General features: G+C 68.4%; 26 protein-coding genes. 15 read left to right on the plus strand and 11 right to left on the minus strand.

Annotated elements, in window-relative coordinates; all coding sequences use genetic code 11:
- Positions 1-11: 11 nt before the first annotated feature.
- From ACO2Q1_RS14970 to ACO2Q1_RS14980, 3 genes are all read left to right on the plus strand, one after another.
- A complete protein-coding gene (locus tag ACO2Q1_RS14970) occupies positions 12-950 on the plus strand; it encodes an MlaD family protein (protein ID WP_423330287.1) in 939 nt (312 codons plus the stop codon).
- Complete coding sequence (locus ACO2Q1_RS14975; protein WP_423330288.1) at positions 947-1,624, plus strand: ABC-type transport auxiliary lipoprotein family protein; 678 nt, start codon at positions 947-949, stop codon at positions 1,622-1,624. Before ACO2Q1_RS14970 ends, ACO2Q1_RS14975 begins: the two co-directional genes overlap by 4 nt.
- Positions 1,625-1,694: 70 nt before the next feature.
- On the plus strand, positions 1,695-2,675 hold the full coding sequence (locus tag ACO2Q1_RS14980) for a copper chaperone PCu(A)C (protein WP_423330289.1): 981 nt from the start codon (positions 1,695-1,697) through the stop codon (positions 2,673-2,675).
- Positions 2,676-2,691: 16 nt separating this feature from the next.
- Here the strand turns inward: ACO2Q1_RS14980 and ACO2Q1_RS14985 are convergent, their stop codons facing one another.
- The 4 genes from ACO2Q1_RS14985 to ACO2Q1_RS15000 form a co-directional block, all read right to left on the minus strand.
- Entirely contained in the window at positions 2,692-3,546 is an 855-nt protein-coding gene (locus tag ACO2Q1_RS14985; protein WP_423330290.1) for a hypothetical protein, read from the minus strand.
- Positions 3,547-3,631: 85 nt separating this feature from the next.
- Entirely contained in the window at positions 3,632-4,285 is a 654-nt protein-coding gene (locus ACO2Q1_RS14990) for a 3-oxoacid CoA-transferase subunit B (protein WP_423330291.1), read from the minus strand.
- A gap of 63 nt (positions 4,286-4,348) precedes the next feature.
- A complete protein-coding gene (locus ACO2Q1_RS14995) occupies positions 4,349-4,723 on the minus strand; it encodes a four helix bundle protein (RefSeq protein WP_423330292.1) in 375 nt (124 codons plus the stop codon).
- A gap of 42 nt (positions 4,724-4,765) precedes the next feature.
- A complete protein-coding gene (locus ACO2Q1_RS15000; RefSeq protein ID WP_423330293.1) occupies positions 4,766-5,470 on the minus strand; it encodes a CoA transferase subunit A in 705 nt (234 codons plus the stop codon).
- Positions 5,471-5,737: 267 nt separating this feature from the next.
- On the opposite strand from ACO2Q1_RS15000, the gene ACO2Q1_RS15005 reads away from it, so the two are divergent.
- From ACO2Q1_RS15005 to ACO2Q1_RS15015, 3 genes are read left to right on the plus strand one after another with little or no spacing between them, the layout of a single operon-like run.
- Positions 5,738-6,883: a GNAT family N-acetyltransferase gene (locus ACO2Q1_RS15005; protein WP_423330294.1), complete on the plus strand. Its 1,146-nt coding sequence runs from the start codon at positions 5,738-5,740 to the stop codon at positions 6,881-6,883.
- Between the two features lie 2 nt (positions 6,884-6,885).
- Entirely contained in the window at positions 6,886-7,830 is a 945-nt protein-coding gene (locus ACO2Q1_RS15010; RefSeq protein ID WP_423330295.1) for a glycosyltransferase family 2 protein, read from the plus strand.
- Complete coding sequence (locus tag ACO2Q1_RS15015) at positions 7,827-8,708, plus strand: hypothetical protein (protein WP_423330296.1); 882 nt, start codon at positions 7,827-7,829, stop codon at positions 8,706-8,708. Before ACO2Q1_RS15010 ends, ACO2Q1_RS15015 begins: the two co-directional genes overlap by 4 nt.
- A 5-nt stretch (positions 8,709-8,713) precedes the next feature.
- On the opposite strand, the gene ACO2Q1_RS15020 is transcribed toward ACO2Q1_RS15015, so the two are convergent.
- A complete protein-coding gene (locus tag ACO2Q1_RS15020; protein WP_423330297.1) occupies positions 8,714-10,558 on the minus strand; it encodes a vWA domain-containing protein in 1,845 nt (614 codons plus the stop codon).
- Between the two features lie 197 nt (positions 10,559-10,755).
- Here ACO2Q1_RS15020 and ACO2Q1_RS15025 point away from each other — a divergent pair, with 197 nt between their 5' ends.
- From ACO2Q1_RS15025 to ACO2Q1_RS15035, 3 genes are all read left to right on the plus strand, one after another.
- Positions 10,756-12,609 carry a monovalent cation:proton antiporter-2 (CPA2) family protein gene (locus ACO2Q1_RS15025; protein WP_423330298.1) on the plus strand — a complete coding sequence of 618 codons (1,854 nt, stop codon included), beginning with the start codon at positions 10,756-10,758 and terminating at the stop codon, positions 12,607-12,609.
- Positions 12,610-12,711: 102 nt separating this feature from the next.
- The gene (locus tag ACO2Q1_RS15030; protein WP_423330299.1) at positions 12,712-13,077 is read left to right on the plus strand and encodes a hypothetical protein; all 366 of its coding nucleotides are present in this window, start codon (positions 12,712-12,714) and stop codon (positions 13,075-13,077) included.
- A 77-nt stretch (positions 13,078-13,154) separates the two neighbouring features.
- Entirely contained in the window at positions 13,155-14,144 is a 990-nt protein-coding gene (locus ACO2Q1_RS15035; RefSeq protein WP_423330300.1) for an SDR family oxidoreductase, read from the plus strand.
- A gap of 4 nt (positions 14,145-14,148) precedes the next feature.
- Here ACO2Q1_RS15035 and ACO2Q1_RS15040 read toward each other — a convergent pair whose 3' ends face one another.
- Genes ACO2Q1_RS15040 through mutM form a run of 3 tightly spaced genes read right to left on the minus strand, consistent with a single transcriptional unit; the run spans position 14,149 to position 16,017 of the window.
- On the minus strand, positions 14,149-14,592 hold the full coding sequence (locus ACO2Q1_RS15040; RefSeq protein WP_423330301.1) for a hypothetical protein: 444 nt from the start codon (positions 14,590-14,592) through the stop codon (positions 14,149-14,151).
- Complete coding sequence (locus tag ACO2Q1_RS15045) at positions 14,589-15,149, minus strand: DUF1697 domain-containing protein (RefSeq protein ID WP_423330302.1); 561 nt, start codon at positions 15,147-15,149, stop codon at positions 14,589-14,591. Before ACO2Q1_RS15045 ends, ACO2Q1_RS15040 begins: the two co-directional genes overlap by 4 nt.
- A 4-nt stretch (positions 15,150-15,153) precedes the next feature.
- Entirely contained in the window at positions 15,154-16,017 is an 864-nt protein-coding gene (mutM, locus tag ACO2Q1_RS15050) for a bifunctional DNA-formamidopyrimidine glycosylase/DNA-(apurinic or apyrimidinic site) lyase (RefSeq protein WP_423330303.1), read from the minus strand.
- Positions 16,018-16,190: 173 nt separating this feature from the next.
- On the opposite strand from mutM, the gene ACO2Q1_RS15055 reads away from it, so the two are divergent.
- A complete protein-coding gene (locus tag ACO2Q1_RS15055) occupies positions 16,191-17,429 on the plus strand; it encodes an argininosuccinate synthase (protein ID WP_423330304.1) in 1,239 nt (412 codons plus the stop codon).
- 738 nt (positions 17,430-18,167) lie between these two features.
- Here the strand turns inward: ACO2Q1_RS15055 and ACO2Q1_RS15060 are convergent.
- Positions 18,168-19,478 carry a PQQ-dependent sugar dehydrogenase gene (locus tag ACO2Q1_RS15060; RefSeq protein WP_423330305.1) on the minus strand — a complete coding sequence of 437 codons (1,311 nt, stop codon included), beginning with the start codon at positions 19,476-19,478 and terminating at the stop codon, positions 18,168-18,170.
- A 145-nt stretch (positions 19,479-19,623) separates the two neighbouring features.
- Here ACO2Q1_RS15060 and ACO2Q1_RS15065 point away from each other — a divergent pair, with 145 nt between their 5' ends.
- The 4 genes from ACO2Q1_RS15065 (at position 19,624) to ACO2Q1_RS15080 (ending at position 22,239) form a co-directional block, all read left to right on the plus strand.
- Positions 19,624-20,151, plus strand: a complete 528-nt coding sequence (locus ACO2Q1_RS15065) for a translation initiation factor IF-2 (protein WP_423330306.1) — start codon at positions 19,624-19,626, stop codon at positions 20,149-20,151.
- 84 nt (positions 20,152-20,235) lie between these two features.
- Positions 20,236-20,844: a hypothetical protein gene (locus tag ACO2Q1_RS15070; RefSeq protein WP_423330307.1), complete on the plus strand. Its 609-nt coding sequence runs from the start codon at positions 20,236-20,238 to the stop codon at positions 20,842-20,844.
- A 130-nt stretch (positions 20,845-20,974) separates the two neighbouring features.
- Positions 20,975-21,571, plus strand: coding sequence for a LysE family translocator (locus ACO2Q1_RS15075; protein WP_423330377.1), 597 nt, complete (start codon positions 20,975-20,977; stop codon positions 21,569-21,571).
- 95 nt (positions 21,572-21,666) lie between these two features.
- Positions 21,667-22,239, plus strand: a complete 573-nt coding sequence (locus ACO2Q1_RS15080) for a CC0125/CC1285 family lipoprotein (RefSeq protein ID WP_423330308.1) — start codon at positions 21,667-21,669, stop codon at positions 22,237-22,239.
- A 66-nt stretch (positions 22,240-22,305) separates the two neighbouring features.
- On the opposite strand, the gene ACO2Q1_RS15085 is transcribed toward ACO2Q1_RS15080, so the two are convergent.
- Positions 22,306-23,046 carry a DUF6065 family protein gene (locus tag ACO2Q1_RS15085; RefSeq protein ID WP_423330309.1) on the minus strand — a complete coding sequence of 247 codons (741 nt, stop codon included), beginning with the start codon at positions 23,044-23,046 and terminating at the stop codon, positions 22,306-22,308.
- 54 nt (positions 23,047-23,100) lie between these two features.
- On the opposite strand from ACO2Q1_RS15085, the gene ACO2Q1_RS15090 reads away from it, so the two are divergent.
- The gene (locus ACO2Q1_RS15090; protein ID WP_423330310.1) at positions 23,101-23,622 is read left to right on the plus strand and encodes a prolyl-tRNA synthetase associated domain-containing protein; all 522 of its coding nucleotides are present in this window, start codon (positions 23,101-23,103) and stop codon (positions 23,620-23,622) included.
- Between the two features lie 4 nt (positions 23,623-23,626).
- On the opposite strand, the gene ACO2Q1_RS15095 is transcribed toward ACO2Q1_RS15090, so the two are convergent.
- Positions 23,627-26,503 carry a M16 family metallopeptidase gene (locus ACO2Q1_RS15095; RefSeq protein WP_423330311.1) on the minus strand — a complete coding sequence of 959 codons (2,877 nt, stop codon included), beginning with the start codon at positions 26,501-26,503 and terminating at the stop codon, positions 23,627-23,629.
- Positions 26,504-26,588: the final 85 nt, after the last annotated feature.

Raw genomic sequence — 26,588 nt, forward strand, 5'->3', positions numbered from 1 at the left:
AGGGCGGACACATGGAAAGAGACGCTCATTACGCCGCCGTCGGCATCGCCACCGTCGCCCTTCTGCTGGCGCTGGCGGTGTTCACCATCTGGCTGGCGCGCCTTCAGTTCAACAAGGACTACGATGTCTATGACATCGTCTTCTACGGACCGGTGCGCGGTCTGTCGGAAGGCGGCGAGGTGCACTTCAACGGCATCCGCGTCGGCGAGGTCACGGACCTGAATCTCGACCCGCAGAAGGGCGATCAGGTCATCGCCCGCGTGCGTCTGAACGGCACGACGCCGGTCCGCGTCACCTCGCGCGCCCAGCTGGAGCCCCAGGGCATCACCGGCCTCAACTACATCCAGATCACCGCGGGCGACGCCAACAGCGCCCTTCTGAAGTCCCAGTATCCCGACAGCGCCGTGCCCGTGATCCAGAGCCAGCCGTCGCCCCTGGCTGAACTGCTCAGCGGCTCCGGCACGGTTCTGGCCCAGACGGTGGACGCCCTGAACCGCATCAACCGCGTCATGTCCGACGACAACATCCGGTCCTTCTCCACCAGCCTGAAGAACGTCGAGTCGCTGTCCACCGAGCTTGAGGCCCGCAAGGGCATGCTGAAACAGCTGGAAGAGGCCCTGACCTCGGCCAACAGCGCCATCAAGGAGTTCGAGGGCCTGGGCGCCGACAGTCGCCGCCTGATCAACGAGGACGGACGCCAGGCGATCGCCAACGTCAATCAGGCCACCCGCGAGGCTCAGCAGGCCATGGCTTCGATCAACCGTTCGGTGAACGGCCTTGAGCGGCCGCTGGATGATTTCGCGACCTCCAGCCTGCCGCAACTCAGCCGTACGATCGAAGAACTGCAGGACGCCACCCGTTCGCTGCAGCAACTGATCGACGACGTGCGGGAAAGCCCGCGTGACTTCATCGGGCGCCCGGCGTCCAAGGAACTGGAGGTGCAACCGTGATCCGCACGATCCTCAAGGCCGGCGTCATGGGCGCCGCCCTGGCGGCGCTGGGCGCATGTTCGATCCTGTCGACGCCGGACCCTGTCCAGCTCTATCGCTTCGGCGCGATGATGGACGAGCCGGCACGGGCGGGAACCACGCCTGCGCCCCTGCTCATCTCGATCCGCCGGGTCGAGTTTCCGGACGCCTCCCGCGACGAGCGCATCCTGGGCGTGACGGGAACCGAGACCGCCTATATCGGCGGCGCCCGCTGGGTGTCTCCGGCGGCCGTGCTGTTCGATGATAGCCTCAACGCCGCCTTCGCCGCCCGGCCGGACCGAATTCGCGTGCTCGACCGGCGCGAGCCGGGAACGACGCCCCTGGTGCTGCGCGTCGCCGTTTCCAGCTTCGAGGCCCGCTATCTCGCCGGACAGGACGCGCCGCCGACGGTGGTGGTCACCGCCCGCGCGCAACTGCGCAATACGCCCGAGCGCGTCCGCGCCGGCGGCGGTCCCATCCGGCCGGAGGACGGACGCACGGTGGAACAGGTGTTCACCGTTTCGGTCCCGGCTCGCGAGAACCGTGTCTCGGCCATCGTTGACGCCTTCGATGCGGCGGTGCGCGACGTCAACGGTCAGGTCGTGGACTGGACCCTGACCTCGGCGCCGGCGCCTCTGGCGGCCACGTCACGCTGAAGCGGGTTCGGACGGTCTTGCGGGGCGATCGATAAGGGCGCTCAATCCCGGCCGAGCTTGGGAGGGCGTCATGAAACGATATCTGGTCACGGTCTTCTGCGGCCTGGCGCTGGCGATGGCAGGAGCACCCGGGGCCGCCGTCGCCCAGCAGGCGCCGGCCGCCGCGCCGTCGGTCTCCTCGGCGCTGGATGCGTTGCGGCCGATGATCGGCCGCACCTGGCGCGGCGCGGCCGTGGGACAGGCTGTGGTCGAGGATGTGATGCGCTGGGACTGGGCCCTGGGCGGTCACGCCGTTCGGATCGTCCACGCCGTCAACGGCGGCGTCTACGGCGGGGAGACCCTGATCTTTCCCGACAAGGACAGCGGCGGCCTGATCTTCCACTATTTCACCACGGGCGGATTCCACACGACCGGAACCCTCGCCCCCGCCGGCGCCGGGGTCTTCGACATTGTCGAGACCGTTCACGGCGCCGAAGGCGTCGAAACCCTGCGCTCCAGGGCGACGCTCGGTGATGACGGCGTCTATCGCACCCGTTCTCTGAAGGTGACCGAGGCCGGGACCGAGACCTTCGGCGGCTTCGACTATCGGCCGGACCCCACCGGACAGCCGATCCTGCCCTGGCTGGCTGGCGCCGAGCCCGAGGTTCGGGCGGGCAGCCTGCGGCTCGAGCGCCGGATCGTCGCCAATCCGGGGGAGGCGGGTCAGGATGCGGCGGCCTATCTCCGCGTCGTCAACGGCGGAGAGGATGCGGACCAGCTGATCGGCGTCCGCTGTGTCTGCGCTGACCGGATCGAACTGCACCGCATCGACCGCAGCGGGCCGCGACCGGACATGGTGACGGACCCTGAATGGACGGTCCCGGCGAACGGCGCCCTCGACGTGCGTCCCGGCGACGCCCTGCATCTGATGCTGATGAACTTCGATCCGGCGAAGGCCGACAATGGCCGGGCTCGTCTGGATCTTGAATTCCGGCGTGCGGGTCGGGTGACGGCGGATTTCGGCCTGGCGCCGGACAGCCGCGCCGGCTGGCGCGCCTTCGGCGCTCCTTGAACTCCAGGCCTGAGATTCAGATCCGCCGCCGCGCGTTTTCGATCCGCCCGTCCGCTTCCAGCCGACGCTTCCGCGCCGTCTCGACCTCGCGTTCGGCGACCGACAGCATGGACAGCACGGTCTCACGCGACGTTGTCAGCCGGGTCTGATCCGGCCGGATGCGCTCGGACGGGGGTTTGCCGCGCCGGTCGCCCTTCTGGCCATCAAGACCCAGCGCCAGCCGCCACTCGGTGTGCCACTCCATCAGGGCGTCGCAGACGGCGTGGATGCGCTCGGCGGCCGACGCATCTGCGTTCTGTCCGCTCCTGACCTGAGGCAGGATCGAGATGGCCGCGTCGCGCGCCTCGGCCAGCCGGCCGGCGCGCAGCGCCAGCGGCGCCTCGGCGTCATCGCCCGCCGCAGCGGCCGCAGCCAGGGCGTGGGCGTCCACCTCCAGGGCGCAGGTCCGCAACTCCTCCCACAGTCGGTCGGCGAAGCCGGAACGTCGCGCGATCGCGCCGCGCCGGACCTGAAGATCGTCCAGCGATTCCGCCAGGGTTCGGGTCACATCGCCGAACCGCCGACGAAACGCCCTCAGCCGCTTGCGGCGGCTGTCGAACAGCCCGCCCAGTCCGCGACGCGTCAGCAGGGCGCTCGGCTCAAGGCCGACCAGACCGGTCCGGAGATGGGCCATGACCGCCAGACATTCGGTCAATTCCCCGCCGCGCATCTCGGCGCGCACCCGATCCGCGGCGCCGGCCAGGGCCTGGCGCACGGGTTCGCCGAAACTCGCGGCCTCTCCGTCGCGGGCCGTGGTCGCCAGGACGAGCAGCCGCTCCCTGGCGTGCGGCGGCGCCCCGGGCAGGGCGCGATAGACGGCGGCGACGGTCATCCTGTCTCTTATCGTGCCGCTTGTCGGCGAGGCCAAGCGGGATCGCGCCTCAGGCGGGTGGATTCAGGTCGCGGGCGAGGCCGGCTCAGGCGACGAGCGCAGGCGCGACGGAATAAGCCGCCTCGGTCCTGGCCGCGACCTCGTCCAGGGTCACGCCCTCGGCAAGTTCGATCAGTTCCAGCCCGGCGCCGTCCGGCTTGACGTCGAACACCGCCAGATCGGTGATAATGCGGCTGACCACGCCGGTCCCGGTCAGGGGCAGGGTGCAGGCCTTCAGCACCTTGGACTGGCCGTGCTTGTTGGCGTGCTCCATGACTACGACCACCCGCTTGACGCCGGCGACCAGGTCCATGGCGCCGCCCATGCCCTTCACCAGCTTGCCGGGGATCATCCAGTTGGCGATGTCGCCGTTCTCCGCCACCTCCATGGCGCCCAGGATCGACAGGTTGATGTGGCCGCCCCGGATCATGGCGAAACTGTCGGCCGAGCTGAAATAGCTGCTTTCGGGGATCTCGGTGATGGTCTGCTTGCCGGCGTTGATCAGGTCCGGATCGACGTCCTCGTCGTACGGAAACGGTCCCATGCCCAGCATCCCGTTCTCGGACTGAAGGGTGACCTCCATTCCGACGGGGATGTAGTTGGCGACCAGGGTCGGTATGCCGATGCCGAGGTTCACATAGAAGCCGTCCTGCAGTTCCTGAGCGGCGCGTTCGGCCAGCTGTTCGCGAGTGCGGGGCATTGGAAAATCCGGGTGTGGGGTGTGGGGTGTGGGGTGTGGGGTGTGGGGTGTGGAATGTGGCGGTTAGTCGAGCTTTGCACGAAGGGAGCGGATCAGAGCGCCCAAGCCTCGACCTAGCCGATCGCATCGGCTCAGTAGCGGGTCGATCTGGGTCTGGGGAGAGTGTCCCACTTCTGCTGCGATAATCAGATGGGTCTCCAGTTCCTTCAGTGAGCCCTGCGCGATCATCAGGTGTCTGACATAGTCCTTGCGGCTGCCTCTGCCGTATCCTTCTGCGATGTTGGCGGGGACGGAGACGGCCGAGCGTCGAATTTGCGAAGTCAGTCCGAACAGCTCGTCCTTCGGGAACTCCCGGGTGACGAAATAGCACGCCTTCACGAGCTCTATGCCGTCCCTCCAGACAGTAAGTTCACGATAGGACGAGAGCGGCGCCGTCATCTTCTGTGCCTCCACACCCCACACCCCATCCCCCACACCCGATCAGACGCTCTCCCGCTGGCGCACTGTTCTCTGTTCGATTCTCTTCTCGAACTGGCCGACGAAAAGCCGATCGACATAGACGCCGGGCGTATGGATGTGGTCGGGGTCCAGCGAACCCGTCGGGACGATCTCCTCGACCTCGACCAGGGTCACCTTGCCGGCCGTGGCCATCATCGGGTTGAAGTTGCGGGCGGTCTTACGGAACACCAGATTGCCGCGCTCGTCGGCCTTCCAGGCCTTGACGATGGCCAGATCGGCGACGAGGCCGGTCTCCATCACATATTTGCGTCCGTCGAACTCGCGCACCTCCTTGCCGTCGGCGACCAGGGTGCCGACGCCGGTGGCGGTGAAGAAGGCCGGGATACCGGCCCCGCCCGCGCGGATGCGCTCGGCCAGGGTGCCCTGGGGATTGAACTCCAGCTCCAGCTCGCCGGCCAGGTACTGGCGCTCGAACTCCTTGTTCTCCCCGACGTAGGACGAGATCATCTTGGCGATCTGACGCGTCTCCAGAAGCTGGCCGAGGCCGAAGCCGTCCACGCCCGCATTGTTGGAAATGACCGTCAGGCCCTTGACGCCCGAGGCCTTCAGCGCGGCGATCAGGTTCTCGGGAATGCCGCAAAGGCCAAAGCCGCCCGACATCACCGTCATGCCGTCGAAGACGACGCCTTCCAGCGCCGCGCGGGCGTCGGCGACGATCTTACCCATACGCTTCCCCTTTTTCATCCAGTGATGAATATTCTTGGCGACGTCTTAGCCGGGGACATCCATAGCCGCAAGCGCAGCGCAGGTCAGCGCCCCACGTGGCGGAGCACCCGCCATGCGAAAACCAATTCTCCACCTAACCTCAGGTAGAGAGACCGCACACGTGACCCTGTGCGCGTTCGTCGCACCCTGGCCGGGAACTTGCATGGAGGCGGTCAGATGAAGCCTGAGTGTGCCACATTGGACGACGCCCTATCGCACAGCGCGGGAATGACGGTCGAGACCGTCGCGGCTGCGGACCTCGTCGCCGCCGACGTCGCTCTATGGGCGGCGCTGCAGGCGGCGGACCCGTTGTTCGCCAGCCCTCTGCTGTCACCCTGGTTCGCTATGGCGGTCGGGCGGGTGCGTGACGACGCCAGCGTCTCGATCTTCCGGCGAGGCGACCGGACCGTCGGCTTCTTCGCCCACCATCGCCGCCCCGGCGGCTTCGGGCGTCCGATCGGCGCGCCGTTTGCAGACTATCATGGGCTGGTCAGCGAGCGGGGCGCGTTCGATGCCTCCACAGACGTCGTCGGCCTGGCGGGCCTGAAGGTCTTCCGGCATGGCGGCCTGGTCGATCCGCATGGCGTCTTCCCGGTTCCGGCCGATGCGGTCGAGGCCTTCAGCATCGACCTGACCGGGACGACGCCGGACGCCTATCTCGAGGCCCGTCGCGCGGCCAGCCCTAAGAAGTTCAAGAACTATCGACGCCTGCTGAACCGGCTACGGGAACTCGGTCCGTTGTCGCTGCGGGCCGATACGGACCTCGCCACGTTCGAGACCCTGCTGCGCTGGAAGCGCGACCAGTTCCACCGGACCGGCGCCCAGGACGTTCTGCGTCCGGCCTGGGCCACGCGTCTGATGCGTGACCTGTTCGAGATGCGCCAGGGACCCATGACCGGTCTCATGCTGACGCTCCGGGCCGGCGATCGACTGGTGGGCGGCCATTTCGGGGTGCGGCAGGAGATCGACGGCCGCGCCGTGTTCCATCCCTGGATCGCCTCGACCGATCCGGATCTGGCCGCCTTCTCGCCCGGCAACGCCTTTCTGGACCAGGCTGTCCGCGCGATGCCCGAACTGGGTCTGAGCATCTATGACCTCGGCGTGGGTCACGATCACTATAAGCGACCGTTCGCCGCCTCGGTTCGGCGTGTCGGCGCTGGTCTTCAGCCCGCGGTCGACGGACAGGGCGTGCTCCGGCGCGCGGCTGAACAGGCCTGGCGCATCGGTCCGCTGGGGCGCTCCGGCGCCGTCGGCAAGGTGCGCCGCCGTCTGGATCATATCGCGACGATCGACACGTCGATCGCCGGGCGGATGCTGGGTCTTGTGGAGGCGGCGAAGGCCACGCGACGCCGCGCCCTGCTGGCCGAGGACTAGTAATGGCGACGCCGCGACTGTCCGTCATCATCCCGACGCGAGGCCGCCCCGGGCCGCTGTGTACGGCGCTGCGTTCGGCGCTGACCCAGGTCGGCGCCCCCGTCTTCGAGGTGGTCGTGGTGGACAATGACGTCGCGCCGACCGCGCGCAGCACGGTCGAGGCGGCGGCTGCGGGGTCGAAGGTTCCAGTCCACTATGTTCATGAGCCCCGCCCGGGGGTGGCCCACGCCCGGAACAGCGGCGTGGCCGCGTCGCAGGCGGATATGATCGCCTTTCTGGACGACGACGAAGAGGCGCCGGAGGGCTGGCTCGCCGCCCTGTCCCGCGTCGCCGACCAGACCGGAGCGGACGTCGTGTTCGGACCGGTGCGAGGCCGGGCTCCGGACGGGGTCGGTCGTCACCGCGCCTATCTGGAACGCTTCTTCTCCCGGTCTGGGCCCGAGCGGTCGGGACTGATCCCAAATTACTACGGCTGCGGCAACAGTCTGATCCGCCGGGCGGCCCTGCCGGACGCCGACCAGCCCTTCGACCCGATCCGCAATCTGATCGGGGGCGAAGACGACCTGCTGTTCGGCCGGATGCAGGCGGCCGGCGCGACCTTCGCCTGGGCCGCCGAGGCCTGGGTGCACGAGGACCCGGCGCCGAACCGGCTGAACCTGACCTACGCCCTGCGGCGCGCCTTCGCCTATGGCCAGGGGCCGAGCTCCCACTGCGCGGCCCAGACGCCGCCGGACTGGCTCGGCGTCGCCGGCTGGATGGGCGTGGGCGTGGTGCAGGCCGCGATCCACGGACCGGTCGGTGTGTTGAAATATGCGCTCGGCCGGCCCGACGCCGCCGACAGCCTGGATCGCGCGGCGCGCGGCCTGGGCAAGACCTTCTGGGGCGGTCCCATGAAGATCGCCTTCTACGGCCCTCACGCCGCCAGCTACGAGAGGCACATTCCATGACCGTCATCACCGACTGGACCCCGGAAAAGGCCGCGCGGATGACCCGCGCCAATCTGGCGTTCCAGCACACCCTGCACGAGCGGCCGATGTTCGATGACGAGGGCCTGATCTCGCTTCTCGACCGCTATCCTCGGGACAAGCTGGGCGTCTTCACCATGGGCGAGGACCCTGTCGACTGGAAAAGCTGGCGACGCGGCGCGCCGGGCGACCTGTCCGGCGAGCAACTGCTCCGCAAGGCGCAGGAAGGCCGCATCTGGCTGAACCTGCGCCACGCCAACGACCACCTGCCGGAATACGCCGCCCTGGAGGAGGAGATCTTCGCCGAAAAGCGGGAACGCGCCGGGCTGAAGACCTTCAGGCGCGATCTGGGCATGCTGATCTCCTCGGCCGACGCCCAGGTCTTCTATCATCTGGACGTGCCCCTGGTGTCGCTGTGGCAGTTGCGGGGGCAGAAGCGGGTCTGGGTCTATCCGGTGGCCGATCCCTGCGTCGGGGATCAACAGCTGGAACGCATCGTCCTGCGCGAGACGGCCGAGCAGATGGCTTTCGACCCCGCCATGGACACCCTGGCGGAGGTCCATGATCTGACGCCCGGCCGAATGGTCACCTGGCGCCAGAACGCCCCGCACCGGATCGTCAACGGGCCGATGCTGAACGTCTCGCTCAGCATCGAATTCATGACCCCGGCGGCCCTGATGCGGGCCAATGTCCTCTACGCCAACGGCGTGCTGCGCAAGACCGGCGCACGGCCGCGCATACAGACCGCACCCCACCCGACGGCCTTGGCCAAGATCGCCCTGGCGCGGGCCGTCAAGGCGGCGGGCGTGTCGCGGACCTTCGAGCGGACCTTGCCCGAAACCTTCCGCCTGGACGCCTGATCCGCTCAGGGCTCCCGGCGCGACGGCAGCCCTTCGGCCGCCCGCACCATCTGAACGAACTCCGCCCGCTCGCCGTACAGATCCTCGCCACGGGCGCCCTGCGCCAGGGTCAGCACCTGGTCCCAGCCGTAGTCGCCCGCCATCCACGGGTCCGCACGCAGCTTCTGGCCGAAGGCCGCCACCGCCATGGCCCAGCGCAGGGCCTCGTCCGGTTCGGACGCGGCCGTCGAGATCGGGGTCTGGATCAACTGCGATCGCGACCGTCCGGGCTGCTTGTAGCGCACCTGAACGAAGCCCAATTCATCGCCCCGCGCAGGTCGCGGCGCCGGCCGATTGGCGTCATAGCGCCGCTGGCCGGTCCGGGTCGGACCGCCGACGGGGGTGATCTCGTAAAGGGCGGTGACGCTGGCGCCCGAGCCGACCTCTCCGGCGTCGACCTGATCGTTGTTGAAATCCTCCTCATTCAGCAGCCGGGTCTCGTAGCCGATCAGCCGCCACTCGGCGACGCGCGCGGGATTGAACTCCACCTGGATCTTGACGTCGTCGGCGATCGGGAAGGCGCCCCGGTCGAAGCGCGGCCCGAAGGCGCGGCGCGCCTCTTCCAGGGAGCCGATATAGGCGGCGACGCCGTTGCCGGCCTGGCTGATCGCCTGCATCCGGGCGTCCTGATAATTTCCGCGCCCGAAACCATAGACCGACAGATAGACGCCCGTGCCGCGCTTCTCGGCGACATAGTCCTCCAGTCGCTTGTTGTCGGTGACGCCCACGTTGAAGTCGCCGTCGGTGAACATGAGGATGCGGTTGACCTTGGCGCGGCTGAAGCTGGCCTGGGCCTGGTCATAGGCGTTGGTCATGCCGGTCGCCCCCGCCGTGCCGCCGGACGCATAGAGGCTGGCCACGGCGCAACGCATCTTCAGCTTGTCCGTGCCCGGCGTCGGGGCCAGGGTCGTCCCGGCTCCCTCGGCGTAATAGGTGACAGCCAGGCTGTCCTGTGGGCGCAGGCGATCGATCGCCAGGTTCATGGCGCGCTTGGCCAGCTCCAGCTTGTCGGGACTGTTCATCGAGCCGGAGACATCGACCAGGAACGTCAGGTTCAGGGGGCGCCGCGACGCCTCGGGCAACTCATAACCCTGCAGCGCCACGCGCAGCACCTGACGCCCTTCGGCCCAGGGCGCGGCGCTCATGCCGGTGACGATGTTGAACGGTTCGGCCTCGCTGCGCGGCGGCGCATAGTCGTAGTCGAAGGCGTTGATCATCTCCTCCACCCGCACGGCGTCGCGCGGTGGGACGGCGCCGTCCTGGATGAAGCGTCGGACGTTCGAATAGGCGGCCGTGTCCACGTCGATGGAGAAGGTCGAGACCGGCTGTTCGGCCGTGCGCTTGACCGGATTCGGCGTGGCGTCGGGATAACGTTCGGTGTCGGCCGAACGCGGCGGCATGACAACGCCATCCACGGTACGAATGCGGCTGCCGCTGACGACCACCTCGCTGACGACGGGAGGGCGCGGCGGTGCGGGCGGCGCCGGCGGGGGCGGGGGAGGCGGAGCGGTCACTGCCGGCCCGGAGTACTCGACGCGGTCTTCCTTCTTCGTCGGTTCGATCCGCAAGGTGATCGGAGGCGGCGGGGCCGGGCGGGTCGGCGCGGCGGCGACTGCAGGGCGCGCCAGTCCGACGGGCTGTCGGCCAGCGCGAGTCAGATCGAAGCCCAGGGGCGCGCAGGCGGCGGGCGTCGCCTCTCCGTCAACGAGGTGTTGCATCGCCGGCGGGGCGAGCAGCGGGGGCGGCGCCGCCCCGACCATCGACACCCCGGCGGCGACCGCCAGCCCCCGGCTCAGGATGGAATGCAGCATGACGTCCTCCCGTCTGATTGATTGCGCACAGTGAGCCGAGCGTCGTTCGTCCAAACTGTGGCCGACGCACGGCGAAATCGGGCACGCAAAGCGCCGTGTCCTCGGCGCCGCAGTCGGCGCTGCGGGAAATCGCCTCCCGCTCGCTTTTTCGCTGTCCGCACCCCACTATCGCACCGTCACGGCAGGAAGGGCGAAGCATGGCGGCGGAAGCGGCGGGCGCGATGGATCTGGGGCACGGGGTGGTCCTGCTGGCGGCGGGCGTCGCGGCGGTGCCCCTCTTCAAGCGGCTGGGGCTGGGCGCAGTGCTGGGCTATCTCGCCGCCGGCCTGCTGATCGGCCCGTTCGGCCTGGGGCTGATCCAGAACGCCGAGGCCATCCTGCACGTCGCCGAACTGGGCGTCGTCCTGTTCCTGTTCATCATCGGTCTGGAGATGCGCCCCGCCAAGCTGTGGGGACTTCGCAAACAGATCTTCGGCCTGGGCGCGGCCCAGGTCCTGGGCTGCGGCCTGCTGCTGACGGGTACGGCCATTCTGTTCGGCGTCTCGGCGCCGGTGGCCTTCGTCGGGGCCATGGGCTTCGTCCTGTCGTCCACGGCCGTCATCATGCAGATGCTGGACGAGGCCAATGAGATCAACACGCCCGCCGGTCAAAAGGCCGTCTCCATCCTGCTGCTGGAAGATCTGGCGATCGTCCCTCTGCTCGCCATTGTCGCCGTCCTGGCGGCCGCCATGGGCGTGGCCCAGGACGGGCCGCCCTGGTGGATCGCCATCGGCCTGGCGGTGGCGGCCATCGGTGGCGTGCTGGTCGCCGGCAAATATCTGATCAACCCGATCTTCGGCCTGCTGGCCAAGCACGGCGGCCGCGAGGTGATGCTGGGCGCCGCCCTTCTGGTGGTGTTCGGCGCCGCCTGGTCCATGCACCTGGGCGGACTGTCGATGGCCATGGGCGCCTTTCTGGCCGGGGTCCTGCTGTCGGACAGCAGCTTCCGCCATCAGCTGGAGGCCGACGTCGATCCATTCCGCTCCCTGCTGCTGGGTCTGTTCTTCCTCAGCGTCGGCATGTCGCTGAACCTCGACACCGTCTTGACCGACTGGCGCTGGGTCGTGGGCGGCGTCCTGCTGTTCATGATCGTCAAGGGCGTCGGCATCTACGCCATCGCCCGCCTGTTCCGTTCGGATCATCGCGAGGCCCTGGAACGGTCCGCCCTCTTCGCCCAGGGCGGGGAGTTCGCCTTCGTCCTCTATGCGGGCGCCCTGACGGCCGGCCTGTTCGACGCGCGGACGGGCGCGATCTTCAGCGCCATCGTCATCCTGTCGATGGTCCTGACGCCGCTGGTGACCCTGGTGGTCCGGCGTTTCCTGCTGCGTCCGGTCGAGATTTCCGCCGAGGGTCTGGAAGGCGTCGAACGCCCCGAGGGTCTGCGCGAGCGGGTGCTGATCGTCGGCTTCGGCCGCTTCGCCCAGGTGGTGTCCCAGCCCCTGCTGGCCCGCGATATCGACGTCTCCATCATCGACAATGACGTGGAGATGGTTCAGGCCGCCTCGCAGTTCGGCTTCAAGGTCTACTACGGCGACGCCACACGGCTGGACGTCCTTCGCGCGTCCGGCGCCGCGACCGCCGAGACCATCCTCGTCTGCATCGACAAGCCCGAGGCGGCCGATCGCGTCGTCGAACTGGTCAAGGCCGAGTTCCCCCTGACCAAGCTGTTCGTGCGCGCCTTCGACCGGGGCCATTCGATCCGGCTGATCCAGGCGGGCGTGGAGTTTCAGATCCGCGAGACGTTCGAATCGGCCCTGGCCTTCGCCGACCATGTGCTGAAGGACCTCGGCGTGTCCGCAGAAGACGTCGCCGAGACGATCGAGGACGTGCGCCGCCGTGACGACGAGCGCCTGACCCTGCAACTGACCGGCGGACTGTCGGCCGGACGCAGCCTGATGCGCGGCAACGCCGTGACCCCGACGCCCGAACCCTACATCAAGCCGCGCCGGCAGGGTCAGCTGTTGAACGAGACCGAGGAGGCCGCTGCGGTCGCCGATCCGGCGACGTCCTGATTGATGCAATCGAGTCACAGCCCGCGCCTATCCACAGTCGTCGGCGACGCTTGGCGGAACGGCGTCGCTTCACCGGCATTGGCCTTTTTGAAGGAGGCCATCATGCCGAGGACGACCAAGAAGCCCGACCTGCATCTGGTGACGGACGACACCCCGACGACCCTGTCGTCACCGACCCGGAGCTCGCCGATCACGCCCCAGGTCGAGAGCGCCGTCTATGACCTGATGCGGGCGCCGGAGACGACGGCCGAGCGGGTCAAGCGCCTCCAGGCCGAGGCCCACGCCCTCGCTCTGGAAGAAGTCGAGGCCATGAACCGGCTACTGGCTCAGGCGGCTGAACGCGCGCGCGACATCGCTGCGGGCGGCGAGGCCTATCCGGTCGGCGCGCGTGAGATCGCCGGCCGTCTGGCGACCGAACTGCCCCAGAAGGTCGAGACCCTGCGGATGATTCTGAACCGGGCGGGCTGACGTCCGGCCGGCGTGGCCGTACGGAACGGTCGGGGCCAGGTGCGCCTTCTGCAAGGGTTCCCTTTCAGGAGGCCGCCATGGACAGATCCTTCACCCGCGACGCCGAGGCCGTCGCCGACCACGAACGCGCGATCCAGGCGCCGATCGACCGGAAGGAAGCGGCGTCCGGGGGCGACGAGCAGTCTGATCAGGCGGTTCAGGCCGGTGCGCGGCCTTATCCCGAGCCGCCCTTTCCGAAGCAGCACCAGCGCAAGCCGGGAGACGAGTCGCGGCTCGACCCGGCGCCGCTTTACGACGCGCCATTTTGGAAGGGCTCCGGCAAGTTGGAGGGATTCGCCGCCCTGATCACCGGCGCTGATTCCGGCATCGGCCGCGCCGTCGCGGTCCTGTTCGCGCGCGAGGGCGCCCACGTCGCCGTCTGTCATCTGGACGAAGATCAGGACGCGGAGGAGACGAGAAAGGCCGTCGAGGCCGAAGGACGTCGCGCCATCGTGCTTCAGGGCGACGTCGCCGACCCGGCCTTCTCGAAGGCGGCGGTGAAGGCGACGCTGGACGCGTTCGGCCGGCTGGACGTCGTGGTGCCCAACGCTGCGTTCCAGGAACATGTCGAGGCTTTCGAGGACCTGACGTACGACCATTTCGACCGGACGCTGAAAACCAACCTCTACGGCTATTTCAATCTCACCCAGGCGGCTGTCCCGCACATGAAGCCGGGCGGCGCCATCGTCATGACGGGGTCGGTCACCGGCCTCATGGGCAACAAGGACCTGCTTGACTATTCGCTGACCAAGGGCGGCATACACGCGTTCGCGCGGTCATTGGGAACCCATCTGGCGCCGCGCGGGATCCGCGTGAACGTCGTCGCCCCCGGCCCGGTCTGGACCCCGCTCAATCCGGCGGACAAGTCGGCGGAGGACGTCTCGACGTTCGGATCGCAGACGGTGATGAAACGCCCGGCCCAGCCCGAAGAAATCGCGCCCGCCTTCGTCTTCCTCGCCTCACCCCAGATGTCGAGCTTCATCACCGGCGAAATCCTGCCGATCATCGGCGGATACGGCGGCGGATGACGTCCTACCGACGCGGCAGCAGCATCAGGGTGAAGGCCGCGCGCGCCAGTTCGGCGATGACGACCATGGACAGCAGCACGTTGGCCGCCGCCACCTGAAGCCGCGTCTGGGACAGGTCCGGCGTCCAGCCGAACAGGGTGGCCGTCGCCAGACCCGCCGCACCGGCAAGGGCTAGCCCGATCAGGATCATCAGGGCGATGTGGCTGGCCTTCAGCGCGGCCGTCAGCGACGGCCCTTCGTCTAGTATGCGGGTTCGCCTGCGAAACAGCCGGCCGATCAGCGCCCCCGCCGCGGCTTCCACCGCCAGAATCAGGGCCAGGGCGCCGAGAAACCACAGCGCCAGATCGCCGGTGTCGCCGCGCCTCAGCGACAGCACCACATGGCTGAAATAGACGCCCCAGACGACGGTTCCGACCAGCAGGCTGATCCAGAGATGGGTCTTCCTCATACGGACTCCGCTCCGACCATTCGCCCAAGTTTCAGCACGGTGTTCCAGTTTCGACCGGTGCCCATCCCCAGCATCCGCGGTGTGGCCTTCTTGAAGATGGCGGACTGGCCCTGTCCGTTCGGGAACCAGAAATAGAGCACGTCGCCGCCCTGTCCCAAGGTGGCGGCTTCCACCGCCTCGCCGCCCTCGGCCAATTCGCGGCACGCCTCCAATGCGCCCGGCTTGACGCCGGCCTTAATGACCATGGCCACAACCTTGGCCGGATCGGCGGCGGCTTCGGCGGCGAACGGGTTGGCGGCGATTAGGTCCGACCACTGGTCCGGGGTGCGGACCATGGCCACGATCTTCAGGCCGAATCGCTTGTCCATCTCGGCCTCGACGGCGGCCTCGAGATCGACAGTCGACCGATCGCTTTCGACCACCAGATTGCCGCTGGCCAGCAGGGTGCGGGGCTCGCCCAGACGCATCTCGGCCGCCATGGCGCGCAGTTCGCCGACCGGCGCGCGGACGCCGCCGGTGTTCATGCCGCGAAACAGGATGATGCGATGCTCGGTCATCCGGTCATCGTCCTTGGCAGACGGGACAGAAAAAGGTCGACCGCCCGCCCTGCGCGACGCGGCGGATGACCCCGCCGCAATCGTTGGTCCGGCACCCTTCGCCTTCGCGGCCATAGACGTCGAAGCGATGCTGGAAATAGCCCTGGCCGCCCTCGGCGTTGGCGAAGTCGCGCAGGGTCGAGCCGCCGGCGGCGATGGCGTCCTCCAGCACGCGCCGGATCTCTGCGGTCAGGAGGTCCAGGCGCGGCCGCGAGACCTTGCCCGCCGACGTCAGGGGTGAGATGCGGGCGCGATACAGGGCCTCGCAGACATAGATGTTTCCCAGTCCGGCCACGATGCGCTGGTCCAGAAGCGAAACCTTGACGTTCTGCGCCTTGCTCCGAAACGCCTCGGCCAGATGGGCGGGGGAGAAGTGGTTGCCCAGCGGCTCCGGCCCGATCGCCGCGAACCAGGGATGGGCTTCCACCGCCTCCGACGCGATCAGGCCCATGAAGCCGAACCGCCGGGCGTCGGCGTATCCCACCCGGGTGGCGCGACCGTCCCGCTTGGCGCACAGGCTCATATGCTCGTGCTTGCCGGCGATGGGGGCGGCCTCCTCGAACTCGCCCAATTGTTCGCCGTCCAGGGTGAACCGGCCGGTCATGCCCAGATGGGTCACCCAGGTCTCGCCCGTCGACAGCGGCATAAGCAGATATTTGGCGCGCCGCTCGATCCGCTCGACCACGGCGCCGTCCAGCCGCTCTGTGAAGCGTTCCGGAAACGGAAACCGCAGGTCCGGCCGGTTCTGACGCACCTGAACCAGCCGCGCCCCCTCCAGCACAGGCGCCAGTCCGCGCCGGACAGTCTCGACCTCGGGAAGCTCGGGCATGGCCGCAACCTAGCGTCGGATCGCGCCGGAGGAAATCACTCCCCGATCCCTCACGCCCGCGGCCCAGGCGGCCGGCTCAGGGAAATCGCCGCATTCCGGCCCTTGCATCCGGGGGCGACAGGCCGTTTAAGCGCGGCCGAACATTCTCCTCCCGCTCCTCAGGGACCGCCGCCATGTCCGAAGCCGCCAAGAAGCCCGTCAAGAAAGTCGTCCTCGCCTATTCCGGCGGTCTGGACACCTCGATCATCCTCAAGTGGCTGCAGACCGAATACAACGCCGAGGTCGTCACCTTCACCGCCGACCTGGGTCAGGGCGAGGAGCTTGGGCCGGCGCGCGAGAAGGCGCTGAAACTGGGCATCAAGCCCGAGAACATCTTCATCGACGACCTGCGCGAGGAGTTCGTGCGCGACTTCGTCTTCCCGATGTTCCGCGCCAATGCGCAATATGAGGGCGACTATCTGCTGGGCACGTCGATCGCGCGTCCGCTGATCTCCAAGCGCCAGATCGAGATCGCCCGTCAGGTCGGGGCCGACGCCGTCTGTCACGGCGCGACCGGCAAGGGCAATGACCAGGTCCGCTTTGAGCTGGGCTACTACGGCCTGAACCCGGACATCCACGTCATCGCCCCCTGGCGCGAGTGGGAGTTCCGCAGCCGGGAGGCCCTGCTGGACTTCGCCGAGAAGAACCAGATCCCGATCGCCAAGGACAAGCGCGGCGAGGCGCCCTTCAGCGTCGACGCCAACCTCCTGCACTCGTCCTCCGAGGGCAAGGTGCTGGAAGACCCCGCCGTCGAGGCCCCCGAGTTCGTGCACCAGCGCACCATCTCGCCGGAAGACGCGCCCGATAAGGCCACCGTCATCGCGATCGGTTTCGAGCGCGGCGACGCCGTCTCGATCAACGGCGAGGCCATGAGCCCGGCGACGATCCTGACCGCCCTGAACCAGTACGGCCACGACAACGGCATCGGCCGTCTGGACCTGGTCGAGAACCGTTTCGTCGGCATGAAGTCGCGCGGCGTCTATGAGACGCCCGGCGGAACCATCCTGATCGCGGCCCACCGCGGCATCGAAAGCATCACCCTGGACGGGGGCTCCATGCACCTGAAAGACCAGCTGATGCCGAAATACGCCGAGTTGATCTACAACGGCTTCTGGTTCTCGCCCGAGCGCGAGATGCTGCAGGCCGCCATCGACAAGTCTCAGGAAAAGGTCTCCGGCACGGTCAAGGTCAAGCTCTACAAGGGCAATGTCTCGGTCATCGGCCGCGAAAGCCCCTACAGCCTCTATGACCAGGACCTCGTCACCTTCGAGGAAGGCGTTCAGGCCTATGACCACAAGGACGCCGCCGGCTTCATCAAACTGAACGCCCTGCGCCTGCGCGTCCTGGCCAAGCGCGACGCCCGTCAGGGATAGGTCCGGGAGGCGTCACGGCGCCGACAGTCGCCGACGTTCCCGACTCCCCTCTCCCGGTTGGGAGAGGGATTGAGCGCACGGCGGCGCAGCCGTCGTCCTGGCGCTCAAGGGTGAGGGGACAATCGCTGCCGTCGGCGTGAGCCGTGTCACGGCCCGTGCGACGGCTGTCGCCGACGTCGAAACCGTCCCCTCTTCCGTCTCGCTACGCGAGCCACCTTCTCCCAACCGGGAGAAGGGAGGACGAAAGCGCGCGAAGGCCGGCTATCGACCCGTTGCAGACTAGGTTTGGCTGTCGATCACCTCGAGGACCCTGCCAAACCCCACCACCTCTGGCCCCCTCTTGGATGGTCCACTCCCTGCCAGCGTGGATTTCAGCGGTGAGACGCGGCCATGACCAGAACGAGATCAGGGTTTCAATCGACTGGCCCGGCATCCATTCGACACCCTCCGGGAGATCGATGAAGCCGATAGTCATCTCGCGGTTACCAGGCCCGAAAAAGTTGTGGTTTGGCCGATAGCTTCCCCGGATGGGACCGGTTCGTCCTCCGTCGGCGGTCGGCAACAAAGTCACTGTAGCGACGACCCTGATGAAGTCGCCTCCCTCAAACCGATCCTGAAAAACGTAGGGGAGCATCGTCCGAAGATAGCAGTCGGGCGGCGATCTGGGCAGACCGCACATGAGTCCGCTCCCACCCGCAGCCGACATTCACCCGGTCCGCTTCGAGGCCCCGCCCGGCCTCACTCCCGCGCGATCCTGAGCACCGCCGCCGCCCGGTCGTCGGCGACCCAGATGGCGCCGTCGCCCGCCACGGCCATCCCCACCGGCGAGCCCTGCGGCCGGGTTCCCCTGACGGCATTCCAGCCCGGCGTCAGCACCCTCGCGCGCGGCGCCGGCGCGTCGGGCGGATAGGGCATGGAGCCGCGCGGGTAGATGGCGTAGCGGGCCGGACGGTCGGTCAGGGGCGCGCCCTCCGCATCGACCTCGATGGCCACGATCCGGCCCGCCGCGCGGCGATGGCCGTGCCAGCTCATCAGCATCCGTCCGCGCAGTTCCGGGAACATCGCCCCCTCGTAGTACAGCATGTCCAGCGGCGCCGCGTGCGGGGGCAGAAGCGACACGGGCGACTGACGCCGCCCGCACCGCGCCTCGGCCGCAGTCCAGCCCGGCAGGGCCGTCGCCATGTCGGTGCAGTAGGGCCAGCCGTAATCGGCGCCGGGCTTCAGCCGGTTGATCTCGTCGAACGGCCGCTCGGGCGTGTTCAGATCGACCGAGTTCTCGGCTTGATAGATGGCGCCTGACCCGTGTCGAACCATGGCGACGGAGTTGCGCAGGCCGGTCGCATAGGGCGTCCATTCCCGGCTCCATCTTCCGTTTCCCAAATAAGCGTAGCGCCGCACCATCGCCTGTCCCGCCCGCTCGGCGCACTGGCCGCGCGCGTCACGGTTCGGCCGACCGCGCGCGTCCACACAGCGGTCCGACGGCGCCCCGACATTGACCAGAAGGGCGCCGTCGCCATCGAAGACGAAGGCCGACAGAGGGTGTCGATTTTCGTGCAGGCGATTGTCAGGTAAATCTGACACCGCCGCCGTTGTCGCCTCCGGCCGAGCCGGGTCAAAAACGAAGATGCGGCTCATCTCGGCGACATAGATCCGCCCGTCCGGCCCCCGCGCCATCGTGTGCGGCATCGACAGACCGCCCAGCAGCCGGGTCCAGCCCACGGCCCCGTCGGCGCCGATCCGCATCCGCCAGATCGCGCCCCGACCGGCGTCCCAGCTTCCCAGATCGGCCACCAGCCAGTCGTCGTCGGCCAGGCGGAACAGGGTGCGCGGCATACGCGGTCCCGGCGTCGTCGCCGACCACTGCCAGACCCGGCCCAGGCACAGGCCCGGCGCCATGCCCGCCTCGACGCGCGGGTGGCCGCCGCAATCGCCATGGACCGCATAGATGCGGGTCGCCGCCTGAGTTCGCGCCTGGGCGCCCAGCGTCTGAGTGAACGCCGCCGCCAGCACCGTCAGTCCCGCCACACCGGCGACGATCGATCCCCGCATTGACCCCGGCTCCTCGTCTTGCGTCTCGCCGACCCGTTTCGTCGATGATCTTCGGACGGCGTCGCGCGTTTCAGGCTTTCACCCTCGCGCGCGGCATGCGACTGCGCCAGAGCCGTTTTCATCGCTGACGCCTTCCGGAGCCGCCATGTCCAGCCCACGTTCCGCCGCCTGCGCCACCCTGCTGCTGACCCTGGCCGCCGGCCCCGTTCTGGCCCAGACCGTTCCGGACGCCGCGCCGCCCGCCGCTCCTGCCCCTCATGTCTCACCTTCGCCTCAGGCCGCCCGCGCCGCACCAGCCCCTGAACAGCCGATGTCGCCGGAGGAGGCCGCGCTCGAGGCCGCCGGCGAGGCCTTCGGCCAGAAGATGCAGGCCATGGCGGAGGAGCTGGGCGCCGCCCTGGAGGCCAAGGGCGGCGACGCCGTTCAGGCCAAGGCCGAACTCGACGCGATCCAGGCCCGATATCAGCCGGACGCCGACGCCTTCGCCGATCAGGTCACGGCCTTCATCCGCGCCCAGGCCGCCCAGGTCGCGGATGCCGCAGGACGGGCTCAGGCCGAGGGCGCCGCCGACATGGTCCGTCCCCAGATCGCGGCCATTCCCGCCCGGGTTCGCGGCGAGATCGAGAATCCGTCGGAAGACGACGGCGAGGAAGAAGCGCCCGCGCCTCAATAACCCGGCGCCACGCCTTACCGCGATTTCACTTGAGCCCGGGGCGCGACGGCGCGACCTTCCGTCCGTCCTGATCGGAGATCCGAGATGATCCGCGCCGTCCAGTCCGCCGCCGCCGCGTCTGTCGCCGCCATCGCCCTGATGGGAACGTCTGCCGCCGCCCAGGCCCCAGCGGCGCCTCCCGCGCCGCCGGCTCCGCCCGTCGCGCCCCAGGCGCCCGACATGGCCGCCGCCGAAGCCGCCATGGAGGCGGCCGCCGCCGCCTTCGAGGCGCGCATGGAAGGCTTCGGCCGCCGCGCCGAGGCGATCGAGGCGGACAAGGGTCTGAGCGACGCCCAGCGCGGCGCCCGCATGGCCGCCCTTTGGGGCGAGTATCAGCCCGAGGTCGCCGTGTTCTCCGCAGCAATCGCCGAACAGGCCGGAGCCATCGCTCAGGTCGCCCTCGCGGGCCTCGGCGATCTGGACGTGGGCAAACTCGTCGCCGACGTCCTCGGCGATCCCGAAGTCCAGCAGGCGATCCGCACCGGCCCGGCCCTTGGCCTCGGCATGGCGACCAACGGCGCCTGGGCACAGAATGATCCGGAGCAGATGGTCACCTATGGTCTGATGGCGCAGTACGGCATGGACCTGGCCATGGACTCGGCCGAAGAGGCGCTGTCGGATATGGAAATCGACGTTCCGCCCACCACGCGCTGATCACCGATCCCAGGCGGCTTGACGGACGGGGCGGCGCGTCCGAAAGCGCCCCCATGTCGCCCTCTCTCGCCCGGTTCTCGTCGTGACCCTGCCGGTCGATCCCCATCTCTACGCCGCTTTTCTCGGGGTGATGGCGGTCATGGCCATGACGCCCGGCCCGGCCAATCTGTTCGCCATCGCCACCGGCATGGCGCGAGGAAAGGCGGCCCTGCCCGCCGCCGTGGCCGGGATGAACGCCGCCACCCTGGTCTGGTTCGGCGCGGCCGCCCTGGGCCTGGGCGCCCTGATCGTCGCCTTTCCCCAGGCCTTTCGCCTGATGGCCCTGGCCGGCGCCCTCTATGTCGCCTGGCTGGCGCTGCAGTCGCTGCGCGCCGCCGCCTGGCCGGCCGCGCCCGCTACGATTTCGGACGGTCCCGGCGTGCATCGCGCCCGCAACGCCTTCTGGGACGGCTTCATGGTCCAGATCGCCAATCCCAAGGCCATCCTGTTCTTCACCGGCGTCCTGCCGCCCTTCCTGGACGCGGGACGCCCCATGGCGCCGCAGTTGTCGATGTTCGCCCTGGGCACGATCGGCATGGATGTCCTGACCATGAGCGCCTACGGCCTGGGCGGCGCGGCCCTGGCGGCGCGCCTGTCGCGACCGGCCTTCCGGCGCGGTTTCGATCTGGCGGTCGGGCTTCTGTTGCTTCTTGCATCCGGACTGATCGTCGCCAGATTGCTGTCCTGAAGGACCGCGACGCTCCGTCCCTTTCGGAACACGCCGCGTTCAGCTTACGTTCAGGTCGTGGGGCGCCATGCTGACGCTCTCTAGGAGTATCGCTCATGACGTTCCGACTTTCCCGCCCGTCCGCCCGGCTTGGCCTCGTCGCCGTCGCCGCCCTTACGCTGTCGGCCTGCGCCACGTCCGAAATCTATCGGCCCGCCGGCGTCAACGGATCGCGCACCGGCTATGCCGAGCAGCGCATCGATGCCGATCGCTACCGCGTCAGCTTCCAGGGCAATTCGGTCACCTCGCGCGAGCGCGTCGAGACGGCCCTGTTGCTGCGGTCGGCGGAGCTGACGGTGGAGTCGGGCTTTGACTGGTTCGCCGCCGTCAACCGCGCCACCGACGTCGACACCCGCTTCCGCGTCGATCCGTACCCCTGGTCCTATTCGCCCTTCTACGGCCGTTACTGGGGCCCGTCGTGGCGTTACTACCGCCGGGGCTACTGGAGCCGCTGGGGCGATCCCTTCTGGGGCCGAGACGATTTCGACGTGCGCCAGGTCGACCGGTTCGAGGCGACGTCCGAAATCATCATGGGCCGGGGCGCCAAGCCCGCCGGCGATCCCAACGCCTTCGATGCGCGCGAGGTGATCTCCAATCTGTCGCCCCGCTTCCCGCGTCCGGCGGAGTAGGCTCAAGCGTTCTTCAGAGAATACACAGGCCCTCCCGTTCGGGGGGGCTGTTTCGTTCGGACGCCGTTATCCGACGCGCGGTGTCTTCAATCGCCGCTTGTTGGCGTGGCTGGCGGGCGCCGCGCCCAGTTCCTCCGGCAGTTCGCCCTTGAAATAGAACCGCTGCCACGCCTCCTTGGCCGCGTCGGGATCGCCCGAGGCCAGGCGGGTGTTGAAATCCGTCCTCTGCCGGTTCCAGGCCTCGAACTGGCCCTTCATCGTCGGATTGGACTCCAGGGCGCGGATCACCGGTTCGAACTGCTCGGTCTTGCGGTGCTCGACCGGCAGGATGAAGCAGAACGGCTCGCCCTTCTCGAAGCGGATGCGACCCGGCCGGGTGAAGATCCAGTTCATCGTGAAGGGGAAGGGCAGCCAGTCCGTCTCGATCAGCCCGACCAGGGGCTGGATGCCGTCCTTCACATGGTTCGGCGCGCCGGAACACTGCAGGCCCCATCCCGGCGGGGTGCGGAACAGATACTGCGGGTGCATGGTCAGGACGCCGCGCGAGAAATGCGAGGTGACGAAATATTTGAGCTTTGGCTGGGGCCGGTCCGGCGTGACGACGATGTCTTCCTGACGCGGCCCGCCGTTCCATTCGGCCGTGAAGCCGTAGGGGCACAGGATCTCCCACCCCGTGGTGTTGGCCATGTTCAGGGGCAGGCAACGATAGGGGTGCCGGCTGGCGAAGGCGTCCATCCAGGCCCGCGACTGCCGTCCCGGCACCAGGTCGCAGGGCGTGTCGTCCATCGGATAGCATTCGAGTTCCAAGGCCGGGCTCCAGAGGGTAACGACAGATGCTTGTCCTCCCTAGCGCCTGAACCGATGCTCTCTCAACCGCTCTATGATCGTGACGCGCTCCTGGCCTGGATGGCGCAGCACGACATCGCCCAGACCACCCACGATCACCCGGCCGTGTTTCGCGTCGAGGAAGGACTGGACCTCAAGGCGGACATGCCCGGCGTCCACACCAAGAACCTGTTCCTCAAGGACAAGAAGGGCCGTCTCTGGCTGATCTCGGCGGCCCAGGACACGGTCATCGACCTGAAAAAGGCGCATCGGCCCATGGGCGCCGACCGCCTGTCCTTCGGCAATGAGGAGCTGATGTGGGAAACCCTGGGCGTCCGCCCCGGATCGGTCACGGCCCTGGGCCTCATCAACGACACCGATCGGCGCGTCACCTTCGTGCTGGATCGTCGCCTGCACGAGGCCGACATCGTCAACTTTCATCCGCTGACCAACACAGCGACCACGGCCCTGGATCAGGCCGCGTTCCGCCAAGTGCTGGCCCTCCTGAACCGCACGCCGATCGTGGTGGATTTCGCGGCTCTTCAGGCCGAAGCCTGAAACGTCAGCGATCGGCGGCGGCGACGGCCTCGTTCATCATCACCGGGTCGCCGTAGCCGAGGGCCTTCAGCCTTTCCGCCTGGGTCGCCGCATCGCCGACGACGACATAGATCATGGCGTCGGTGTCGATGTAGCGGTCGGCCAGGGCCTTGATCTGGTCGACCGTCATGCCGTCGATGACGGCGGCCTCTCGCGCCAGATAGTCGGCGGGCAGGCCCAGTTCGCCGATGTTGGCGAGGACGCCCAGCTTGGCGCCGGCGGTCTCGAACGACCGGGCGCGGCTCTTGCTCATGGCGCTGCGAGTGACGTCGAGGTCCTCGGCGGTGAAGGTCCCGCCGTAGTCACGCAGGATGTCGCGGGCCAGGGTCGAGGCCTCCAGCGTCACGTTCGACCGGACCGAACTGGACAGGGTGAAGTCGCCGAAGCGTTCGTCGCCGGAGAAGCCGGAGCGGACGCCATAGGTATAGCCCTGGCCCTCGCGCAGCTGCTGGGTCAGTCGCGAGGCGAAGCCGCCCCCGCCGAGGCGGTAGTTCATCACGGTCGCGGCGTAGAAGTCCGGATCGGTGCGACGCAGGGCCGGATTGCCGAAGATGATGACCGACTGTTTGGCGTCGGGCACGTCATAGAAATACAGCCTTGATCCGGCGGGCGCCGTCGGGGCGGGCCAGGTCGGGACTGTGGCGGGGCGCGGGGCCCAGTTGCGGCCGAGACTTGCCATCGCGGCCGTCACCGCCGCCTGGTCAGACGGCGCCACGATACGGAAATGGGCGAGGCCGGGGACCAGGGCGTTGGCCTGGAAGGCCTTGAGGTCGTCCATCGTCAGGGCGGCGACCGACGCCTCGGTCCCGAGGGCGCCGCCGCCGAGGATGTGGTCGGGTCCGTATTCGACCAGATCGAAGACCCGGCCCGCGATGGCGCCGGGCTGTGAACGGGCGTCCTGAATGTCGGAGATGGTCGCCGCGCGGGCCAGCTCCAGCTCGGCGGCGTCCCACCGCGGATGCAGCAGCATCTCCTCGACCAGGGCCAGGGTGGGGGCCAGGTTGCGGTCCAGCGTCCGGCCCGAGATGACGAACCGCTCGTCGCCCGCCGAGACCGAGACCGAGGCGCCCAGAGCCTTGAAGGCGTTCTCCAATTCGGCCGGGGTCCTGGTCGCCGTGCCCCGGTCGAAGATCCGGGCCAGAAGGGCGGCGGCGCCGGGCTTCTTCGGATCGTCGAACAGGCGGCCGCCCTCGATGGACAGCTGGAAGGTGGCCAGGGGCAGTTCGGCGTTGACGATGCCGGACACCTTCAGCCCGTCGGGCAGGGCGGCGGTCCAGATCGTGGGGGTGGCGACGACCGGGGCCGGGCCGGCCGGGGGCTCGACCGTGCGGTCGAAGCTGGAGGCGGTGCGCTCATAGGGCTTGTCGCCTGCGCGCTGGTCCACGGCGGGTTCGGCGCCCTGGACGATCGGCTCCTCGACGACATGGGCGACCGTCGATCCCTCGAGCGCCAGCTCCGTCTTGCCCTTGGGCACGAAGGAGGTGGCGATGTGCGGCTTGCCGGCGATGTAGGTGCGATAGACGCGCATCACGTCCTCGGCCGTCACCGCGCGCAGTCGGGCCAGATCGGTGTCGATGGAGCCGCCCGCCCGGTCGTAGAAGGCCAGGGTCTGGGTCTTGCCCAGCACGCTCTCGATCGCGCCATAGAAGCCGGCTTCCGCCGACGTCTTGATGCGGGTCAGGACCTCGGGGGAGACGCCCTCGGCCTCGAAGCGTTTGAAGCCCTCGTCGAGAGCGGCCTGGACCCTGTCCAGATCGACGCCGTCGAAGGCGCGGACCGAAATCGAGACCTCTCCTGCGAGCAAGCTGTTGTCCGAACCGGCGCCGACCGCCGAGGTCAGCTTCTGTTCGTCGATGAGGACTTCGTTCAGCGGCGCTTCCTTGCCGTCGGTCAGGACGGCCGTCAGCACGTCGAGCGCGGCGGCGTCGGGATTGTTCCGCTCCACGCCGGGCCAGGTCAGGGTCAATTCGGGCAGCTGGGCGAAGTTGTCCTCGTGCATCAGACGCTTCGTCCGGGTCAGGCCGGAGGGACGCGGGGTTTCGGTCGGCACACCCGGGCCGCGCGCGATCTCGCCGAAATATTTCTCGATCCAGACCCGCGCCTGGGCCGGATCGAAGTCGCCGGAGATGATCAGGCTGGCGTTGTCGGGCGTGTACCAGCGGCGGTAGAAGTCCTTCACGTCGTCCAGGGTGGCGGCGTTCAGATCGGCCATCGAGCCGATCACGGACCAGGAATAGGGGTGGTCGGCGGGATACAGGGCCTCGGCGATCACCGGCCCTGTCTGGCCATAGGGACGGTTGTCGACCGACTGGCGCTTCTCGTTCTTCACCACCTCCTTTTCCTTGGTCAGGACGGCGTCGGTGACGGTGTTGATGAAATAGCCCAGCTTGTCCGCCTCGGCCCAGATCATCTTCTCGAGGGCGTCGTTGGGGACGGTCTGGAGATAGACGGTGATGTCGTTCGACGTGAAGCCGTTGGCGCCCGAGCCGCCGATGCGCGCGCTCATCCGATCCAGTCCGCCCGGCCCCAGGTTTTCGGAATCGAGGAAGAACAGATGTTCGAACATATGGGCGAAGCCGGTGCGGCCGGGCGTCTCGCGCGCCGAGCCGACATGGGCGGTCAGGGCCACGGCCACCACCGGGTCGGAGCGGTCGATGTTGAAGATGACCGTCAGGCCGTTGGCCAGCTGATAGGTTTCGTGCGGCAGCAGATTGGTCGTGGGGGCGACGGCCTGTCCGGCGGCTGCGGGCGCGGCTTCGGTCGCCAGGACGGGCGCGGCGGCGAACAGGCCGGCGGTGAGGGCGCAGGCGGCGACGCCGGCCAGAAGGTGACGCTGGAACATGAAGGCTTCCCCGGAAATGTGCGCCGGCACGATAGGGCAGGGCGGCCGGGACGCAAGTTAAGGGAAAGCAAGGATCGGACGACTT

This window comes from Brevundimonas sp. VNH65 (assembly GCF_049445955.1).
Classification (GTDB): Bacteria; Pseudomonadota; Alphaproteobacteria; order Caulobacterales; family Caulobacteraceae; genus Brevundimonas.

Bases quoted from the DNA above. Each gene is read 5' to 3' on its own strand.
- ACO2Q1_RS15035 (WP_423330300.1), top strand. From the start codon at position 13,155: ATGGACAGATCCTTCACCCGCGACGCCGAGGCCGTCGCCGACCACGAA.
- ACO2Q1_RS15030 (WP_423330299.1), top strand. From the start codon at position 12,712: ATGCCGAGGACGACCAAGAAGCCCGACCTGCATCTGGTGACGGACGAC.
- ACO2Q1_RS15065 (WP_423330306.1), top strand. From the start codon at position 19,624: ATGTCCAGCCCACGTTCCGCCGCCTGCGCCACCCTGCTGCTGACCCTG.
- ACO2Q1_RS15070 (WP_423330307.1), top strand. From the start codon at position 20,236: ATGATCCGCGCCGTCCAGTCCGCCGCCGCCGCGTCTGTCGCCGCCATC.
- ACO2Q1_RS15000 (WP_423330293.1), bottom strand. From the start codon at position 5,470: ATGGGTAAGATCGTCGCCGACGCCCGCGCGGCGCTGGAAGGCGTCGTC.
- ACO2Q1_RS14980 (WP_423330289.1), top strand. From the start codon at position 1,695: ATGAAACGATATCTGGTCACGGTCTTCTGCGGCCTGGCGCTGGCGATG.
- ACO2Q1_RS15010 (WP_423330295.1), top strand. From the start codon at position 6,886: ATGGCGACGCCGCGACTGTCCGTCATCATCCCGACGCGAGGCCGCCCC.
- ACO2Q1_RS15025 (WP_423330298.1), top strand. From the start codon at position 10,756: ATGGCGGCGGAAGCGGCGGGCGCGATGGATCTGGGGCACGGGGTGGTC.
- ACO2Q1_RS15095 (WP_423330311.1), bottom strand. From the start codon at position 26,503: ATGTTCCAGCGTCACCTTCTGGCCGGCGTCGCCGCCTGCGCCCTCACC.
- ACO2Q1_RS15080 (WP_423330308.1), top strand. From the start codon at position 21,667: ATGACGTTCCGACTTTCCCGCCCGTCCGCCCGGCTTGGCCTCGTCGCC.
- ACO2Q1_RS15060 (WP_423330305.1), bottom strand. From the start codon at position 19,478: ATGCGGGGATCGATCGTCGCCGGTGTGGCGGGACTGACGGTGCTGGCG.
- mutM (WP_423330303.1), bottom strand. From the start codon at position 16,017: ATGCCCGAGCTTCCCGAGGTCGAGACTGTCCGGCGCGGACTGGCGCCT.
- ACO2Q1_RS15045 (WP_423330302.1), bottom strand. From the start codon at position 15,149: ATGACCGAGCATCGCATCATCCTGTTTCGCGGCATGAACACCGGCGGC.
- ACO2Q1_RS15005 (WP_423330294.1), top strand. From the start codon at position 5,738: ATGACGGTCGAGACCGTCGCGGCTGCGGACCTCGTCGCCGCCGACGTC.
- ACO2Q1_RS14995 (WP_423330292.1), bottom strand. From the start codon at position 4,723: ATGACGGCGCCGCTCTCGTCCTATCGTGAACTTACTGTCTGGAGGGAC.
- ACO2Q1_RS15090 (WP_423330310.1), top strand. From the start codon at position 23,101: ATGCTCTCTCAACCGCTCTATGATCGTGACGCGCTCCTGGCCTGGATG.
- ACO2Q1_RS15075 (WP_423330377.1), top strand. From the start codon at position 20,975: ATGGCGGTCATGGCCATGACGCCCGGCCCGGCCAATCTGTTCGCCATC.
- ACO2Q1_RS14990 (WP_423330291.1), bottom strand. From the start codon at position 4,285: ATGCCCCGCACTCGCGAACAGCTGGCCGAACGCGCCGCTCAGGAACTG.
- ACO2Q1_RS15040 (WP_423330301.1), bottom strand. From the start codon at position 14,592: ATGAGGAAGACCCATCTCTGGATCAGCCTGCTGGTCGGAACCGTCGTC.
- ACO2Q1_RS15020 (WP_423330297.1), bottom strand. From the start codon at position 10,558: ATGCTGCATTCCATCCTGAGCCGGGGGCTGGCGGTCGCCGCCGGGGTG.
- ACO2Q1_RS14985 (WP_423330290.1), bottom strand. From the start codon at position 3,546: ATGACCGTCGCCGCCGTCTATCGCGCCCTGCCCGGGGCGCCGCCGCAC.
- ACO2Q1_RS15055 (WP_423330304.1), top strand. From the start codon at position 16,191: ATGTCCGAAGCCGCCAAGAAGCCCGTCAAGAAAGTCGTCCTCGCCTAT.
- ACO2Q1_RS15015 (WP_423330296.1), top strand. From the start codon at position 7,827: ATGACCGTCATCACCGACTGGACCCCGGAAAAGGCCGCGCGGATGACC.
- ACO2Q1_RS14970 (WP_423330287.1), top strand. From the start codon at position 12: ATGGAAAGAGACGCTCATTACGCCGCCGTCGGCATCGCCACCGTCGCC.